The sequence below is a fragment of the Rhizobium pisi genome, assembly GCF_003938655.1.
GTDB lineage: Bacteria > Pseudomonadota > Alphaproteobacteria > Rhizobiales > Rhizobiaceae > Rhizobium > Rhizobium pisi.
In genome coordinates, this window is the sequence record NZ_RJJT01000011.1 from 1 (window position 1) to 16,707 (window position 16,707).

Here is a 16,707-nt window from a genome sequence, read left to right on the forward strand (position 1 = left end):
TTCATACTGATAGCGGATGGAGTTGTGCAGCGTTTCGACCGAACCGATGTCATCGGTTTCACCCGAGAGGCCATCGTCCCACCAGCTGTAGAACAGACCAGCGCGGAGGCCCGCGATGTCGAGATAAGCGGAGTCGAGCTTGGCTTCCTGAGTCGACGCATTGTCAGCATTGAACTGCATGACGATAACGCCAGTCAGTGGACCATACTCGGTGTCGCTCTTGGCCGTGAACTGAACCTGACCGCGGGTCACTGCATCCCAGTCAGAATCGCCGCCGACGTCTTCGCCAACGTTAACCTGGAAACGGATGTAGCCTTCGATCTTGAGGCAGGTTTCGGTGCCCGGGATGTAGAAGTAGCCGGTGCCGTAAGCGTCGCAGACGCGAACATATTCAACCGGTTCCGGCTCAGCAGCAACAATAGCGTCAGCAGCCTGAGCACCGGAAACTACTGCGAGAGCAGCAGCGGAGCCGAGAAGAAGGCTCTTGATGTTCATAAATGACCTCCAATTCAAAGTTTCGATCGGGTTTGGGATCTTTCGCTGAGCAGCGTTCCCTGCCCCATCCCCGTGTTTCAAGAAGTGGACGATCAGTCGCCCTCGCTTCCGAGGCTGAAAATACAAGACGGGCGCCGTCACGCAATCACCAACTTACTCCGATGGGGGGTTTGCTAGAGCCTTCCCGACATTCTGTTGCTGAAAGGACACAAGTCGGGCAGGCGGGCCTGATTTCCTTTATGCTTTGTTAAGAAAACGCTGATTTTGTGGCTGCTTAGGCGAGATCGAAGAGGCGCTGGACATGCGCTTCTTGACACATTTATGACACCTTTCAGACAAAATCCGGTCTTTGGGGTCGAGATCGCAATCAGTGGAAGCGTAACCCAACGTTCACGGACCCGCTTTCACCGGCCCATCTGGCTAGGGGCGCGAAAGGTGATTCCCGCAGGCGATTCTCTCAGTCGAAACGGAAGATTTTTGCACCATTTGACCGTCAGCCGTAGCCGACTAAGCGAACATGACTCCCCGCCGAGTGCTAAAGACCGATATATGCTGGGAAATCAAAATGGCGGAGAAGATGGGATTCGAACCCACGATACGCTTTTGACGTATACTCCCTTAGCAGGGGAGCGCCTTCGACCACTCGGCCACCTCTCCGGTGCGGCCTAACTATGGTGACCGGTCTGTGAATGCAAGGGTTTTTTGAGCTTTCACCAGAAGAAATACGCTGGGCGGCATTTCTGATGGTTGTGAAAACGGACCTGGTTTCACACCGCGATCTATGGAGAATTTGATCGCGCTTCGTTCTCTGCAATAAAGAAGAAGAGCTTTGCCGCGGGCGGCAAGGAAGGATTGGCAAGCCTGAGGCGGCATTCCTACCGGCAGCAATCCTTTTGCAACGATCGATTCCCGTCTTAGCCCAATAGGCTCTTTAGGTCTGCGGAGGGGTCGGCGAGAATCGATTTGTCGGGATTGGTCCCGGATTCCAGCAGTTTCTTGCCTGTTACATAGGCTTTCGCGTCGTTGATCGCATCGACAGCGATCAGCAACCCCTCCCTGAAGTACCAGACCGAATGAGCGCCTTCTCGGGCGCCGGGGCGCTGCAGCGTCTCGTCATAACCGAGATTGAAGCCGGCGATCTGCAGTTTGACGTCGTACTGGTCGGACCAGAACCACGGTTTCGGTTCATAAGGCTCGCTGCCGCCGGCGATGACGGCTGCCGCCGCTTCCGCCTGATCGACGGCATTTTGCACGGATTCGAGTCTGATGCGGCCGCCCTGCCAGGGAAGTGCTGCGCAATCGCCCGCCGCGAAGATCGCCGGATCGGAGGTGCGGGCAAAGTCGTCGACGATGATGCCGTTGGCGACTTCGAGGCCGGCTTCCTTGGCAAGCTGGTCGTTCGGCACGACGCCGATGCCGACGACAACGAAATCGACGTCGATGTCAGACCCGTCGGAAAGTGCCGCACCGGCAACACGGCCATCTTTGCCGATCAGATGCTTGAGGCCCGTCTTCTCGCGAATCACAACGTCATGGGCCTGATGGATCTCGCGCATGATGTCGGCGGTTTCTTTCGCTGCAACGCGCTGCAGGATGCGGTCAGCCATCTCGATGACAGTGACTTCCAAGCCGCGATGACGGGCGACGGCTGCCGCTTCAAGACCGATATATCCGCCTCCGATGATGAGGACGCGGCGACCGGGGCGCATCTCATCGGCCAGCAGATCGGCATCGCGCTTGTCGCGGGCTACATAGACGCCTTCAAGGTCGCCGCCGATCGCGGCCGGCAGCCGGCGCGGTGTCGAGCCTGTGGCGAGCACAAGCGTGCCGTAATCGAGAACAGAGCCGTCCTGCAGCAGAACCTGCTTGCTGTCTCGGTTGATTTGCTCGGCCCAAGTCGAAAGGCGAAGATCGACGTCATTGTCGGGATACCAGTGCTCCGGACGAAACAGCAGACGGTCGAAGCTCATTTCGCCGAGCAGGTATTTCTTCGAAAGCGGCGGGCGCTGGTAAGGAGCCACGTCCTCGGCGCCGATGAGGGTGATCGGGCGCGTATCCTTCAACGCACGCAGCTTGGCTGCCAATGCGAAACCGGCCTGGCCCGCGCCGATGATCACCAATCTATCCGTCACGATCTCACTCCTGAAACTGCGCCCGACAATTACGCCAAGGCCTATCCCCTGCCCCGTGCGCCGTCAACGGAAAGCGGCTTCTTACATTCAGCCGATCTCGATCCAGCGACGCTCGTGGAAGGACTGTGCCATGGCATGCACCGACTTCTCTATCCTGAGACCGTCTTCGAATGTCACGATCGACGACGGTTCACCTGAAATTGCCCGGATCAACTCGCGGCATTCGATGATCTTCAGGTCGTTGAAGCCGAGCCCATGGCCAGGCGCCGGGATGAAGCGATCATAAGGCCGATGGGCAGGTGCCGCCAGTATCTTGCGGAAGCCCTGTTCCGAGCCGCGCCCGTCGGCCTGGTAAAGTTCGAATTCGTTCATGCGCTCCTGATCGTAAACGATCGAGCCCTTCGAGCCGAAGATCTGCAGCACGATGCGGCCCTTGCGCCCCCAGGCGGCCCGATTCGCCATCAATACCGCGGAAATGCCGCCGCCAAGCCGCATCAGCACGTTGGCGGCATCATGGTTTTCGACCGCACGGCGGCCACCCTCGCTCAAAGGGCGATCCGGATAGGGTTTTGCCATATCCGTAATGACTGCCTCGACATGACCGAAAAGATACCAGAGCAGCGACAGCGGGTGCACGGCGAAATCGTCGAGCGCGCCGTAGCCGGCGGAAAGCTCGCTCTTCCAATAGAAGAAAGCATCGGGATCGGCCATGAAATCCTCGTCCATCTCGACGCGGATATGATTGACCGCGCCGATGGTGCCCTCGCCGACAAGCGTCTTGATGTGGCGCATGACCGGATTCTGGATGTAATTATAGCCAAGCGCGGCGACCTTGCCTGACATCCTCGCCGTTTCCAGCATGCGCTCGGCATCGGCATAGGCCGGCGCCATCGGCTTTTCGCACCAGACGTGCTTGCCTGCCTCGAGGGCTGCAATCGCCATCTCGGCATGGAACTGGTTGGGCGTTGTGACGGAGACGACGTCGACATCAGGGTCGGCGATCAACGCCCTCCAGTCGGCTGTGGCCTTCTCGAAGCCGAATTCGCCAGCACGCGCCTCAGCTAACCCGGCATTGGCTTCCGCAAGATGCACGAGACGCGGACGCTCGACATCACCGAATACCGTCTTCACCGCATTCCACGCCAATGCATGGCACTTTCCCATATATCCGGTGCCGATCAAACCGATGCCGAGTGGCCTCATTTTCTGTCTCCTCAAGAGCTGCGCGGCGGATTTTTGGAATATTTGGATCATTTTGACAAGGGACCACCGGCCTGTCTTTTCCGGCTTGCTATCGGATATTTTGTCTAAAATCCTTCAATTACAGGGCATTAAAAACAATTAGGCGCGCCCTTTGAAATCGTCTATGCTCGGCAATTATGGAATATTTGTTTCATCTCGAGAGCCGCAAGCATGGATAACGATTCCCCGAGGCACGCGCGCGTGCCGCGCGATTTCGAAAGTCTGCGCAGCACCATCATCGAGCGCAAGGCGAACATGCCGAAGCGGCTGGCGCAGGTTGCCGCCTTTGCGCTCGGCAATCCCGATGAGATCGCTTTCGGCACAACCGCAAGTATCGCGGCTGCTTCCGACGTCCAGCCTTCGACACTGGTGCGCTTGGCGCATCATTTGGGCTATGAAGGCTTTTCCGACCTCCAAAGCATCTTCCGCGAAAGGCTGCGCGATCGGACGCTAAGCTATGAAGAGCGGCTGGTCACTCTGGAAAAATCGAGCGGCGACGATGAGGACGCCAATCTGCTTTCGGGCTTCATTGCCGCGGCAAACCAATCGGTCAACCGGTTGGCGGCGACTGTGCAGACCGACACTTTTACGAAAGCGGTGGACATCCTTGCTGGCGCCGAGACGATCTATCTGATCGCAAAGCGGCGTTCCTATCCGCTGACGGCGCATATGACCTACGCTTTTTCCAAGCTCAACATCCGCCATCAGATCGTCGCCTCGCCGAATGGCGTCGACCCTGAAATGGTGCAGTTCGCGACACCCAAGGATGCGGCGATCGCGGCGAGTTTCTCACCCTATGCGGCCGACAGCCTCAACCAGAGCCAGGAGCTTGCCGATCGCGGCGTGCCCGTCATCGCAATCACCGATTCGGCCTTCTCGCCGCTTGCCGCCTGCGCCACCCATTGGTTTGAAGTGGCTGAGGCCGATTTCGCTGGCTTCCGTTCGCTTTCCGCCTCGATGGCGCTCGCCATGGCGCTACCGGTCGCTATCGCCGAGCGGCGGCGCAAGCGCCAGCATTCAAAACCCACAAAAGTGAAAATGGAATAAATATTCCGAATTGACAATTTTGTGGAACCAATGTTTCATTATTGAAAATTCGCTGGCACTGGAAGCCGCGCAAAATCTAGCGGGAGGACATCATGGTACAATCGAATCCGGGTATACAGCCGGAGCCGGCGCTTGATGTAATCACCATCGGCCGCTCCTCGGTCGATCTCTACGGCCAGCAGATCGGTTCGCGACTGGAGGATATCGCCTCCTTTGCCAAGTCCGTCGGCGGCTGCCCATCAAATATCGCGATCGGCACGGCGCGGCTCGGCCTCAAGTCCGGCCTCATCACCCGCGTCGGGGACGAGCAGATGGGGCGCTTCATCCGCGAGCAGGCGGCGCGCGAAGGCGTAGCGACAGATGGCATTATTACCGACAAGGAACGGCTGACGGCGTTGGTGCTGCTTGCGGTCGAGGCCGAAGGTGTGTCGCCGATGATCTTCTATCGCTCCGACTGCGCCGACATGGCGCTCGAGGAAGGCGATATAGACGAGAATTTCATCAAATCCTCGCGCGCCGTTCTCGTTTCCGGCACCCATTTCTCGCGGCCGAACACCGAGGCCGCCCAACGCAAGGCGATTCGCATCGCCAAGGCGAACGGCCGCAAGGTAATCTTCGACATTGATTACCGGCCGAACCTCTGGGGTCTTGCCGGCCATGCGGAAGGTTTCGAGCGCTACGTGAAATCAGACCGCGTCTCGTCCAAGATGAAGGAGACGCTGCCGGATTGCGACCTCATCGTCGGAACCGAAGAGGAAATCCTGATCGCTTCCGGCGCAGACGACGTGCTCGGCGCACTGAAGGAGATCCGCCGCCTGACGCCGGCGACGATCGTGCTCAAGCGCGGCGCCATGGGCTGCATCGTCTATGACGGGCCGATCGCCGACGACCTCGAAGCCGGCATCGTCGGCCAGGGCTTCCCGATCGAGGTGTTCAATGTGCTCGGCGCCGGCGATGCTTTCATGTCCGGCTTCCTGCGCGGCTTCCTCCGGGATGAGCCGCTGAAGACTTGCGCCACCTGGGCCAACGCCTGCGGCGCCTTTGCCGTCTCTCGCCTGCTCTGTTCACCGGAATATCCGACCTGGGCAGAACTCGATTTCTTCCTCAAGACCGGCAGCAAGCATCGCGCACTTCGCAAGGACGAGGCGATCAACCATATTCATTGGGCATCGACCCGGCGAGGCGAAATCCCTCTGCTGATGGCGCTGGCGATCGATCACCGCTCGCAGCTCGTCAGCGTCGCCGATGAACTCGGCGTCGGCCACGACAAGATCGTTGCGTTCAAGCGGCTGGCGGTTGCGGCAGCGGCCCGGGTTTCAAACGGCCGCGATGGCTACGGCATGCTGATCGACGAACGCTTCGGCCGCGACGCCTTCTTCGATGCGGCAACGAAGAATTTCTCCTGGATCGGCCGACCGGTGGAACTGCCGGGCTCGAAGCCGCTGCGCTTCGAGTTCAGCCAGGACATCGGCTCACAGCTTGTGGAATGGCCGCTCGGTCATTGCATCAAGTGCCTGTGCTTCTATCACCCCGATGATCCCTCAGAATTGAAGACGGAGCAGCAGGAAAAGCTGCGCACGCTTTTCGAGGCCGCGCGCAAGGTCGGCCGCGAGCTCTTGGTGGAGATCATCGCCGGCAAGAACGGGCCGCTCACCGACGATACGATCGCCACCGCGCTGGAAGAGCTCTATGCGCTCGGCATCAAGCCGGACTGGTGGAAGCTGGAGCCGCAAGCCTCCCGCGAAGCCTGGAAAAAGATCGATGCCGTTATCGCCAAAAATGATCCATGGTGCCGTGGTATCGTGCTCCTGGGGTTAGAGGCACCCGCCGAGGAACTGATATCCTGCTTCGAGGCGACGCTGGCGGCTCCCTCCGTGAAGGGCTTCGCCGTCGGCCGGACGATCTTTGCCGATCCGGCGCGCGCATGGCTCTCGGGCGAAATGAACGACGAGGAGGCGATCGCCGACATGGCCGGCCGCTTCCGGCAACTGACAGAGGCCTGGCTTAAGACGCGTGGGCTTCAGTAAGAATGGAATTTAGACCCCTCCCCAACCCCTCCCCACAAGGGGGAGGGACTTAACTTGAGGCAGCGCCTCACGCTATGAGCGAGCGTCCTTTGGACGAGCCGTCGCGGGTTAACCCCTCCCCTTGTGGGAGGGGTTGGAGAGAGGAAAACGCGAAAAGAAAAATTGCGGGAGGCCCCGATGGGCAAGACGATACGGTTGACGATGGCGCAGGCTGTCGCGCATTTCCTCAAAGTTCAGATGACGATCGTCGATGGCAAGAAAGTGCCGATCTTCGGCGGCGTCTGGGCGATCTTCGGCCATGGCAACGTCGCCGGCATGGGCGAGGCTCTTTATCAGGTGCGCGGCGAACTCACGACCTATCGCGCTCATAACGAACAGGGCATGGCGCATGCCGCAATCGCCTATGCCAAGGCGAGCTTCCGCCAGCGTTTCATGGCCTGCACGACCTCGATCGGTCCGGGCGCGCTGAACATGGTGACGGCCGCCGGCGTGGCGCATGTCAACCGCATTCCGGTTCTCTTCCTGCCCGGCGACGTCTTCGCCAACCGCGCGCCCGACCCGGTGCTGCAGCAGATCGAGGATTTCGGCGACGGCACGGTTTCCGCCAATGACGCCTTTCGCCCGGTTTCCCGCTATTTCGACCGAATCACCCGGCCCGAGCAGATCATCACGGCGCTGAAGCGCGCCATGCAGGTGCTGACCGATCCGTTCGATTGCGGACCGGTGACATTGTCGCTCTGCCAGGACGTTCAGGCCGAAGCTTTCGATTATCCGGAAAGCCTGTTTCAGGAAAAGGTCTGGACGACCCGCAGGCCGCAGCCAGATGCGGACGAACTGGCAAATGCCATCGCACTGATCAAGGCGTCGCAGAAGCCGGTGATCGTTGCCGGCGGCGGCGTGCTTTATTCGCAAGCAACGAAGGAACTTGCCGCTTTTGCCGAGGCCCATGCGATTCCTGTCGTCGTCACCCAGGCCGGCAAGTCGTCGATCAACGAAACCCACCCGCTGGCGCTCGGCTCGGTCGGCGTCACCGGTACGTCGGCGGCGAATTCGATCGCCGAAGAGACGGACCTCGTCATCGCCGTCGGTACGCGCTGCCAGGATTTCACCACCGGCTCCTGGGCGCTGTTCAAGAACGACAGCCTCAGAATGATCGGCCTCAACATCGCGGCCTATGACGCGGTAAAGCATGACAGCCATCCGCTGGTGGCCGATGCCCGTGAAGGGCTGAAAGCACTTTCATCGGGGCTTTCCGGCTGGAAGGCGCCGACGGCACTTGCCGAAAAGGCTGCCGCGGAGAAAAAGGTCTGGATGGAAGCTGCCGCCAAGGCAATGGCGACGACCAATGCTGCCCTGCCCTCCGATGCTCAGGTGATCGGCGCGGTAGCGCGCACGATCGGCGGCGAGAACACGACGGTTCTTTGCGCTGCAGGCGGCCTTCCCGGCGAATTGCACAAGCTCTGGCCGGCGACAGCCCCGGGCAGCTATCACATGGAATACGGTTTTTCCTGCATGGGCTACGAAATCGCCGGCGGGCTTGGCGCCAAGATGGCGCGTCCGGAGCGCGATGTCGTCGTCATGGTCGGCGACGGTTCCTACATGATGATGAATTCCGAGCTTGCGACCTCGGTCATGCTCGGCCTCAAGCTCCATATCGTCGTGCTCGACAATCGCGGCTATGGCTGCATCAATCGGCTGCAGATGGGAACCGGCGGCGCCAACTTCAACAATCTGCTCAAGGACTCCTATTACGAGGTGATGCCGGAGATCGATTTCCGCGCGCATGCCGAAAGCATGGGCGCCATCGCCGTCAAGGTCAGCTCTATCGCAGAACTCGAGCAGGCGATCGTCGATTCCAGAAAGAACGACCGCACGTCGGTCTTCGTCATCGACACCGACCCGCTTGTTACCACCGAAGCCGGCGGCCACTGGTGGGATGTCGCGGTGCCTGAAGTCAGCCCGCGCGAAGAGGTCAACGAGGCACGCAAGGGCTATGTCGAGGCACGTGCCGCCCAGCGCATCGGCTAAACGATTGCCGTCATTTTTTCGGAAGAGCGGAGCGGCTCTTCCGTAATATTTTTAAGGAGAATGTTGATGAAAGCCAAACTTGGCATGTCGCCCATCGCGTGGTGGAACGACGACCTTCCTGAGCTCAGCGACGACGTGTCCCTCGAAGAATGCCTGCGGCAATCCCGTGGCGCCGGTTTCACCGGCATGGAGCAAGGCCGCCGCTTCCCCAGCAATCCGGAAGAGATGCTCCCGATCCTGCGCGCCGCCGACGTGACGCTGTGCGGCGGCTGGTTCTCGGGCACGCTTGTTAATGAAGAACTTGCCGCCAACAAGGACCGCATCGCGCCGATGATTTCGCTTTTCAAGGCGGTCAATGCGCCCTGCATCGTCTATGGCGAAGTCGGCCGCTCCATCCAGGGCGACCGCTCCAAGCCGCTCGCGACCAAGCCGCGCCTTTCCGATGACGAGATGAAGGCCTATGCGCGCCGCGTCACCGAATTCGGCGAATGGTGCGCCGAACAGGGCATGCCGCTCTCCTATCACCACCACATGGCGGCGGTCGTCGAAACCGAACCGGAACTCGACGCCTTCATGCGCTATTCGGGCGAAGGCATTCCGCTGTTGCTCGACGCCGGGCACCTGGCCTTTGCCGGCGGCGACGTGCTGCGCGCCATCGACAATCACCACGCCCGCATCAACCACGTCCACGTCAAGGACATTCGCAAGCCTGTAGTGGACGGGCTGGACCGCAGCCGGCAGTCCTTCCTCGATGCGGTGGCGCTTGGTGCCTTCACGGTGCCCGGCGACGGCTCGCTCGATTTCGGCGCCATCGTCCAGCGGTTTGCCGATCACGGCTATGAAGGCTGGTTCGTCGTCGAAGCCGAACAGGATCCGCGTAAGGCGCCCCCGCAGAAAATGGCCGAGATCGGCCACGCTGAATTGATGCGCGTTATGACGGCCGCGGGTTACACAGTGGAAACGGAAGGCTTCCCGAAGGGATAACGGAACGCCCCCAGACTCAGGAGCAAGAAGCCCCCTCATCCGCCCTCCGGGCACCTTCTCCCCGCTGGGGAGAAGGGAAACAGAGACGGTGCGGCATATCCCTTCTCCCCTCGGGGGAAGGTGGCGGCAGCCAGAGGGGGCCGCACCCGCTAACTTACGAGGAAACATCAATGCCAAACCTCAAGGTGAAACCATCGGGCACGCATGGCCGCGTCACGCATGTCACCCCTGAAAGCGCCGGCTGGACCTATGTCGGCTTCGATCTGCATCGCCTGAAGCCCGGCGAGAGCATTTCCGGCGAGACCGGCGAGCGCGAAGTCTGCCTCGTCTGGGTGAGCGGCAAGGGCAAGGCCTCCGCCGGAACCAGGGATTTCGGCACGCTCGGCGAGCGCATGAACCCCTTCGACGGCGCGCCGCATGCGCTCTATATTCCGATGGAATCGACTTGGTCGGTCACGGCGGAAACCGATCTGGAACTTGCTGTCTGCTCCGCCCCTGGCGGCGGCACCTATGAGGCGAAGGCGATCCCGCCGGGCACGCATCCGCAGGTGACGCGTGGCAAGGGCACGAATGTACGCTATGTCAACAATATCATGCCGGAAGACGACAGCTCGGCGCATTCGCTGCTCGTCGTTGAGGTGATCACGCCGGGCGGCCACACCTCCTCCTATCCGCCGCACAAGCACGACCAGGACGATCTGCCGAACGAGAGCTTCCTGGAAGAGACCTATTACCATCGCCTCAACCCGCCGCAAGGTTTCGGCTTCCAGCGTGTCTACACCGACGATCGCTCGCTCGACGAGGCAATGGCGGTCGAGGATGGCGACGTGACGCTGGTGCCTAGGGGTTATCACCCTTGCGCGGCAACACATGGCTACGATCTCTATTATCTCAACGTCATGGCCGGGCCGAAGCGGATCTGGAAATTCCACAACGCGCCCGAGCACGAGTGGTTGCTGAAAGCGTGAGAGCAGCGTTCGATCGCTAAATAATCTGACAGCGCAAAGCCGTCACTGATGGTTCACTGCCTCCATCCAAACAAGGATGGAGGATCATCATGCACAGCACGAATTTCACGATACCGGCCCGCAATATTCGCTCTTTGCGCGAGATACAGCCGGGCTTGCTTCCGGCCGCAATCACGGCCGTCCGCTGGCTGGCCCGGAAGATCAGCGAACGGCGCAACCGCAATGCGCTGATGGAACTTTCCGACGATCAGCTGAAGGATATAGGCCTTTCCAGGGGCCAGACGGAAAGCGACGTTCACGTCTACAGTCGCTACTGAACACGAGCGTTAGTTGTGATATTGTGCCCCGGGCCGCCTTACCGGGCGGCCTTTCCAACCCCGGAACATACGATGTCGCAGTTTTCAACAGCACTGCTCCTGAAAACGAAGACCGTCACGATTCGTGACGTCGTCTGTAATGGCGAGTGCCGTCACAAGAGCGACGAGGAATGCACCCACAAGACGAGTCTCGTCTATCCCTATCGAGGCGTCTTCATGCGGCATGTCGGCCGCAATGATACGGTGGCCGAAGCCAATCAGATGCTGTTCTTCAACGCCGGCCAGGGATATCGGATCAGCCATCCCATTGAAGGCGGCGACGCCTGTATCGATCTGGCGATCGACGAATCCATGCTCGAAGAGCTGGCGCCGAAGGAGCAGGTGCAGCGAGACCCCGCCTTTTCATTCCGTCGCCAGCGCCGGCGGATCGATCCGCGTGCGCAGGCGCTGGTCGCTCTCCTGCGTCATGGTCTCGTCCGCAACGTCGCCGAAACGCTGGAGGCGGAAACATTGGCGCTGACGCTCGTGCGCCGCTCGCTCGGCGAGCGCACTTCGCATGCGGCGGGCGCCAGCGTTGGCCGGCAGAAGCTCGTCGATCGGGCAAAGCTGGTGCTTTCCTCCGATCTGGCGCGGCGCTGGACACTCGGGGAAATCGCCTCCGAGGTGGGTGTCTCACCTGTTTATCTCACCCAGGTCTTCCAGCAGGTCGAGGCGACGCCTCTCTACCGCTACCAGCTGCGGCTGCGGCTTGCCCGCGCGCTCGATCTTCTCGGCCAGTATGACGACCTGACCGCGCTCGGCCTCGATCTCGGTTTTTCCAGCCACAGCCATTTCAGCGCTTCCTTCAAGCAAGCCTACGGGCAGACCCCGGCCGAATTCCAGCGTTCGGCGCAATTGCGGCGCAGATAGCGCCGGTCGATCGCTAAAGATTTCGACAGCGGCGATGCGGCCTCGATGATCTTATGAGCCTGTCCCAATCCCGGGACATCAACCGGAGGATCATCAGATGAAAAAGACCACATGCGCTGCCTGCGATTGTGAACTCGGCCCGGAGACCATCACCGTCAAGCTCGGCGGCAAGACCGTCGAGGTCTGCTGCCAGGAATGCGCTGAGGCCTTGAACGAGGCGGAAGCGGCGGCATCAGCGACTTCGAGAGGCCAGAAATAGACGAACCAGGCAAAAGCCGCGTTCTGGAGCGCGGCTTTTCCATTTCAGGCGGGCAGAAGCCCGTAGCGCCAACCGCGCCGTTTGGCGTTCTGCGACAGCACCAGGAAGGCAAGCACGAGCATTCCCGCCTCGGCAAAGACCGGCACCATCCAGATTCCTTGCTCGCCGAAGAGCAAGGGCAACAGGAAGGTGAGCGGCAGGGTTAGCAGGTAAGGCCGGGACAGACCGAAGATCGCTGCGCGCGGTGCATCGCCGATCGACTGGAAATAGGACGAGAAAATCAGCATCTGCCCGAAGAGGAAATAGGCGCCGATCGTCCACGGCAGAATGCGCCTGACTTCGGCAATAATGGCGGGATCGGCGACGAAGACGGCGCCGAGGCGGCTTGCCAGCAATTCGACGGCGATTTCCACCAGTGTGCAATAGACAAGTGCGGCAAGCATGGCGATCTGTAGACTGCGGCCGACGCGAAGCCCGAGACCGGCGCCATGATTGTTGCCGGCGATCGTCTGCAGCGCGATGCTGAGGCCGAGTAGCGGTAGATAGGTGAAGGTCATGATCCGGGTGATGATGCCATAGGCGGCAACCGTTGCCGCGTAATCACGCACGCTCCAGAGCGAAACGTTGATCAAAATGGCGGCCGAGGCCAGCGATATGCCGATGAAGCCGAGGCTCATCGGCGCACCGAAGACGACGATGCCGCGCCATTCGGCAAGAGCCAACCCCGCTGAAGGCCTGAGTGCCGCCGACCGGCGCCAGCGGTAGGCGAGCACGGCTGCGAGACAGACGAATTGCGATGCGATGGAGCCCGCCGCCGAACCGAGCACACCCCAATGCATCACTGCCATGAACAGCCAGTTGGCAAGAATGTTGAGCAGCGAGGCCGACAGCGTCACCAGCGTCATGAAACCGATCTTGCCTTCGCAGCGCAGCCCGTCGAGATGCAGCGACAGGAAGAAGCTGACCGGCGCAAAGGTGATCATCGCACCCATGAACAACATGGCGCCATGGCCGACAGCAGCGTTTCCGGCTGCGCCCGTTTCGATGATCTGTCGGCCCAGGGCCCAATAGACGATGTTGAGGATCAAGGTCACGGCAAGCGCCAGCGTATGGGCTCCAGCGAATACCTGGCGTGCACTTTCGCGACTGCCGGCGCCGAGCCGGCGGGCGAGGATACTCGCCATGCCGTTCGAGACGAGCGATTGCAGCGCGACCAGCAGCATCAGGCCGGGGAAAATCAGACTGACGGCAGAGAGCGCGTCGGGGCCGACATAGGCGCCCAGGAAATAGGCGTCGACCACGGTGAAAAGGCCGTTAACTGTGGTAATCGCGACGATCGGCGCCGCCGTCTTGATGAAGACGCCCGGCAGCCAGCCGGTAAGAAAACTATTGCCTGCGGAAAGATCGGTCATGGAGAAATCCGTGCAAAATCGGGAAGGGCCTGGATCCGACTGAAATCATCCGGATCGGGCGGCCTCAAAAGAAGAGGAGAAGCAATTTAGAGGTCGAGCACCAGATGCGGCAGTCCGTTCGAGGTTTTCCTCGGCGAAATGCCATCGGCGTCGATCTGGGCGGTCACACGTCGGCGAAAGGCGGAAAAGCTCTCGAAGGTCACGACATCCACCGGCTCGTCGAAATGGATGGTGATCCTGTGGAGATCGCCGCCCGGCAAGGCCGAAAGTGCCAGAATCTCGCCTGTGAACGGCTGGTTGAGGTAACGGCCGCGAATATGGGCGCCGACGAAGAGCGGCGTCTTCGCAGCCGCATTGGGCTTTGCCGCCAGGGCCGCGAGCGTGTTCCAGTCGCGCGCGCCGTGCTGGCGGGCAATCAATTCCAGGGCCGCGCTGTGAGTCAGAGCGGTGCCGCGATCGTTCATCGCCTGGCGCAGGCGCTTGGCCTGGGCCTTCAATTCTTTAATACCGGGATAACTGGTCATCATGGAGTGAGCCTTCGAAAGGCATGCTCTTCGACTGCAGATGGGAGCTCGCATTGCCGCCAGTCAGCATGCACAAGGGGCTGTGACCATGATCGCGAGGACTTCACCATGGATTTTCATCCGCGAGCGGCCGGTGCCTCGAACCGGCTCTTTGTATGCGCGAACACCGCCGGCATGTCAAGAATGGCGCATGTACGGCAATGAATGAGCAGATTTGGAGCAAATCTGCACGAAATCGGCGCGATTCCCCCGCAGGTTTTGCGGAAGGCTTCAATCTTAACGATGCTCTTCAGCAATTGTCAGCACTCCTGCGTTATTATTCTGTCGTACAATAAGCGGAGGCTAAAAGGGCCTTTCAGATGCACCTCGACACAGAACACCCCAAGCCGGAACGTGCTTACAGGGAATTCAATCTCGACAGACCCGGCAACATCATCTTCGTCGGCCATCACCTCAGCACCGGAACGCAGGTGCGCTGCCTGATCCGCACGATCACGCTTGCCGGCGCATTGCTCGAAGTGAGCCCGAGCCTTGAGATGCCGAGCCATTTCTTCCTCGAAATTCTCGGCATCCACGACGAAATCGGCGCTACCGTGGTCAAACGCGAAGGCGAATTGGTGACGATCAGCTTCAATATGCTGCTCAACCCGGAATTCCTGCATCACGTGCTGCGGCTGAGCTTCGAAACCTGAGGCTTTCTCCAGTCTTCTCCTCCTTGCGGCGCGCAGCCTCTGCAGCGGCGCTCCTTCTCGCGACCAGACGTGCGATGATCAGAACGGCCCAGTGGAGACCGCACCATTCCGGCTGCTCGAGCGGATCGGCAAAGGGATCGTGACGAATCCGGCGCTTGCGGCTTTCGACTTCCATGAAGAGAACAACCCAGTTGAGATCCATTGCTTCATCCTCCATCTATTTCCTGGAGCACTTGAGCTAAGTCCTCGCGCCGCTCAGATGTAGAGACGCTGGGGAAAGGGGGTTTTCATCCATGAAAGATGCAAGCTGGGACGACCTTCAACTTTTCTTCTATGTCGCGACCGGCGGCGGACTTTCGGCAGCGGCGGCGAGCACCGGGCTCAGCGCGCCGACGATCGGCCGGCGCATGCTGGCGCTCGAACGGGTGACCGGCCGCTCCTTGTTCAGTCGCGGTCCGACTGGCTATCTGCTGGCGAAGGACGGGCAGGAGCTGCTCGATCGGGTCCGACTGATGCAGGAGGCGGCGCGCGCAATCTCCGACTGGCGCGGCGAGGTGCTGACGCTGCCGATCGTCTCGACGGCCGCCGACAGCTGGACCTCGCGCTTCATCGCCGACCATCTGGCCAGCGTCTGGACGCCGAAGGACAGCTTCCGCATGTGCTACAAGACCTGTGACGCGAGCGTCGATTTCACCTATCGCGAGGCCCATATCGCCATTCGCCACAGTCGGCCGGAGAGCGGCAATGTCGCGATCCGCCGTTCGGTCAAGGTGGCGCACGCGGTTTATCAGTCGGCCGGCTACGACGAGACCAACTGCAACTGGATCTCGCTCGGCACCGATACCGCCACTACGCCGGCGGACAAATGGACTTTCGAACAGCCGGATTACTGGATCACCAGCTGGACGACCACGCCGCATATGCTCTTTTACCTCATCCGCGGCGGTGCCGGTCGCGGCGTGCTTCCCTGTTTCATCGGCGATCAGGAGCGCGCACTTATTCGCGCCGGCCCTGTGATCGACGACCTGACTTACGAAATGTGGATTGTCGCGCATGACGACGAACGGCAACGGCCGGAGGTCAGGATCGTTATCGATCGTCTGGCGGCGCTCTTTGCCGATCATGAAGACCTGTTTGCCGGGCAGAGACCATCGGTGTGACACGAAAACGCGGGCCTCTCGACCCGCGTTTCCTTTGGTTGGTGCTCACAGCTCAGGCCGCGAGATGTCGCTCGATCTCGTCAACCGGCATATTGGTATAGTCCTTCGCCAATTCCGCGGAGATTGCGGCCTGCGTATCGGCGCTGAGTGCCGGCCGCAGCGTGCCGAGCGCCTTCGGCGGCGCAACGAGGACGATGTGGCGGGTATCCTTTTCCTGCGCCAGTTCGTCGAGCTTTTCGGCTACCTGTTTCAAAAATTGGGCTTCGGCCTGATCCTGCCAGTTGGTTTCCTCGACAGCGCTGCCGCTGAAGCCGCCGGCGGCATGGCTGCGCCCGGGCTTGTCGGTGCCAATTTCGCGATCGGGCTCGCTCGGCTGCGTTAGAGTTTCCAGCACCTTCAGGTTCATCAGTTGGGCATCGCCGGCATTCTGCATGATCAGAGCCTTGGCTCCATTGCAGACCACGACCCATGATTTCCATGGGACTCTGACGTCGTTCATCTTCAACTCCTC

17 protein-coding genes, 1 tRNA gene and 1 pseudogene are annotated in these 16,707 nt (G+C 60.5%); 11 read left to right on the top strand and 8 right to left on the bottom strand.

The window, feature by feature from the left end; translation table 11 throughout:
• The 4 genes from EFD55_RS16510 to EFD55_RS16525 all read right to left on the bottom strand — a co-directional run.
• Positions 1 to 495 (bottom strand): porin (locus EFD55_RS16510; RefSeq protein WP_148102905.1); only part of this gene is annotated, 495 nt, incomplete at its 3' end.
• A 566-nt stretch (positions 496 to 1,061) separates the two neighbouring features.
• Positions 1,062 to 1,152: transfer RNA gene (locus EFD55_RS16515), tRNA-Ser, on the bottom strand.
• 257 nt (positions 1,153 to 1,409) lie between these two features.
• Positions 1,410 to 2,627 (bottom strand): NAD(P)/FAD-dependent oxidoreductase, encoded by a 1,218-nt coding sequence (locus tag EFD55_RS16520; protein ID WP_125846138.1) that lies wholly within the window; start codon positions 2,625 to 2,627, stop codon positions 1,410 to 1,412.
• Positions 2,628 to 2,714: 87 nt separating this feature from the next.
• On the bottom strand, positions 2,715 to 3,830 hold the full coding sequence (locus tag EFD55_RS16525; RefSeq protein ID WP_125846139.1) for a Gfo/Idh/MocA family protein: 1,116 nt from the start codon (positions 3,828 to 3,830) through the stop codon (positions 2,715 to 2,717).
• 210 nt (positions 3,831 to 4,040) lie between these two features.
• Between EFD55_RS16525 and EFD55_RS16530 the strand changes: the two genes are divergently transcribed.
• From EFD55_RS16530 to EFD55_RS33190, 9 genes and pseudogenes are all read left to right on the top strand, one after another.
• A complete protein-coding gene (locus EFD55_RS16530) occupies positions 4,041 to 4,916 on the top strand; it encodes a MurR/RpiR family transcriptional regulator (protein ID WP_125846140.1) in 876 nt (291 codons plus the stop codon).
• Positions 4,917 to 5,008: 92 nt separating this feature from the next.
• Positions 5,009 to 6,943 (top strand): bifunctional 5-dehydro-2-deoxygluconokinase/5-dehydro-2-deoxyphosphogluconate aldolase, encoded by a 1,935-nt coding sequence (locus EFD55_RS16535; RefSeq protein ID WP_125846141.1) that lies wholly within the window; start codon positions 5,009 to 5,011, stop codon positions 6,941 to 6,943.
• Between the two features lie 177 nt (positions 6,944 to 7,120).
• On the top strand, positions 7,121 to 8,971 hold the full coding sequence (iolD, locus tag EFD55_RS16540; RefSeq protein WP_125846142.1) for a 3D-(3,5/4)-trihydroxycyclohexane-1,2-dione acylhydrolase (decyclizing): 1,851 nt from the start codon (positions 7,121 to 7,123) through the stop codon (positions 8,969 to 8,971).
• Between the two features lie 66 nt (positions 8,972 to 9,037).
• Positions 9,038 to 9,955: a myo-inosose-2 dehydratase gene (gene iolE, locus EFD55_RS16545; protein ID WP_125846143.1), complete on the top strand. Its 918-nt coding sequence runs from the start codon at positions 9,038 to 9,040 to the stop codon at positions 9,953 to 9,955.
• 30 nt (positions 9,956 to 9,985) lie between these two features.
• Positions 9,986 to 10,081 (top strand): annotated as a pseudogene (locus EFD55_RS34320) (endonuclease domain-containing protein); the annotation flags it as partial.
• 44 nt (positions 10,082 to 10,125) lie between these two features.
• Positions 10,126 to 10,923, top strand: a complete 798-nt coding sequence (gene iolB / locus EFD55_RS16550) for a 5-deoxy-glucuronate isomerase (protein WP_125846144.1) — start codon at positions 10,126 to 10,128, stop codon at positions 10,921 to 10,923.
• A gap of 89 nt (positions 10,924 to 11,012) precedes the next feature.
• Positions 11,013 to 11,240, top strand: coding sequence for a DUF1127 domain-containing protein (locus EFD55_RS16555; RefSeq protein WP_125846145.1), 228 nt, complete (start codon positions 11,013 to 11,015; stop codon positions 11,238 to 11,240).
• Between the two features lie 72 nt (positions 11,241 to 11,312).
• Entirely contained in the window at positions 11,313 to 12,149 is an 837-nt protein-coding gene (locus EFD55_RS16560) for a helix-turn-helix transcriptional regulator (RefSeq protein WP_125846146.1), read from the top strand.
• A gap of 97 nt (positions 12,150 to 12,246) precedes the next feature.
• Positions 12,247 to 12,408 (top strand): hypothetical protein, encoded by a 162-nt coding sequence (locus EFD55_RS33190; RefSeq protein ID WP_164737525.1) that lies wholly within the window; start codon positions 12,247 to 12,249, stop codon positions 12,406 to 12,408.
• Positions 12,409 to 12,452: 44 nt separating this feature from the next.
• Here the strand turns inward: EFD55_RS33190 and EFD55_RS16565 are convergent, their stop codons facing one another.
• A complete protein-coding gene (locus EFD55_RS16565) occupies positions 12,453 to 13,820 on the bottom strand; it encodes an MATE family efflux transporter (RefSeq protein WP_125846147.1) in 1,368 nt (455 codons plus the stop codon).
• A gap of 86 nt (positions 13,821 to 13,906) precedes the next feature.
• Positions 13,907 to 14,347, bottom strand: a complete 441-nt coding sequence (locus tag EFD55_RS16570; protein WP_125846148.1) for a glyoxalase superfamily protein — start codon at positions 14,345 to 14,347, stop codon at positions 13,907 to 13,909.
• Between the two features lie 356 nt (positions 14,348 to 14,703).
• On the opposite strand from EFD55_RS16570, the gene EFD55_RS16575 reads away from it, so the two are divergent.
• Positions 14,704 to 15,036 carry a hypothetical protein gene (locus EFD55_RS16575; protein WP_125846149.1) on the top strand — a complete coding sequence of 111 codons (333 nt, stop codon included), beginning with the start codon at positions 14,704 to 14,706 and terminating at the stop codon, positions 15,034 to 15,036.
• On the opposite strand, the gene EFD55_RS16580 is transcribed toward EFD55_RS16575, so the two are convergent.
• Positions 14,987 to 15,238: a hypothetical protein gene (locus EFD55_RS16580; protein ID WP_125846376.1), complete on the bottom strand. Its 252-nt coding sequence runs from the start codon at positions 15,236 to 15,238 to the stop codon at positions 14,987 to 14,989. The two genes, EFD55_RS16575 and EFD55_RS16580, sit on opposite strands and share 50 nt — an antisense overlap.
• A gap of 91 nt (positions 15,239 to 15,329) precedes the next feature.
• On the opposite strand from EFD55_RS16580, the gene EFD55_RS16585 reads away from it, so the two are divergent.
• A complete protein-coding gene (locus EFD55_RS16585; protein ID WP_125846150.1) occupies positions 15,330 to 16,196 on the top strand; it encodes a LysR family transcriptional regulator in 867 nt (288 codons plus the stop codon).
• A 52-nt stretch (positions 16,197 to 16,248) separates the two neighbouring features.
• Here the strand turns inward: EFD55_RS16585 and EFD55_RS16590 are convergent, their stop codons facing one another.
• Positions 16,249 to 16,695, bottom strand: a complete 447-nt coding sequence (locus EFD55_RS16590) for a baeRF12 domain-containing protein (protein ID WP_125846151.1) — start codon at positions 16,693 to 16,695, stop codon at positions 16,249 to 16,251.
• Positions 16,696 to 16,707: the final 12 nt, after the last annotated feature.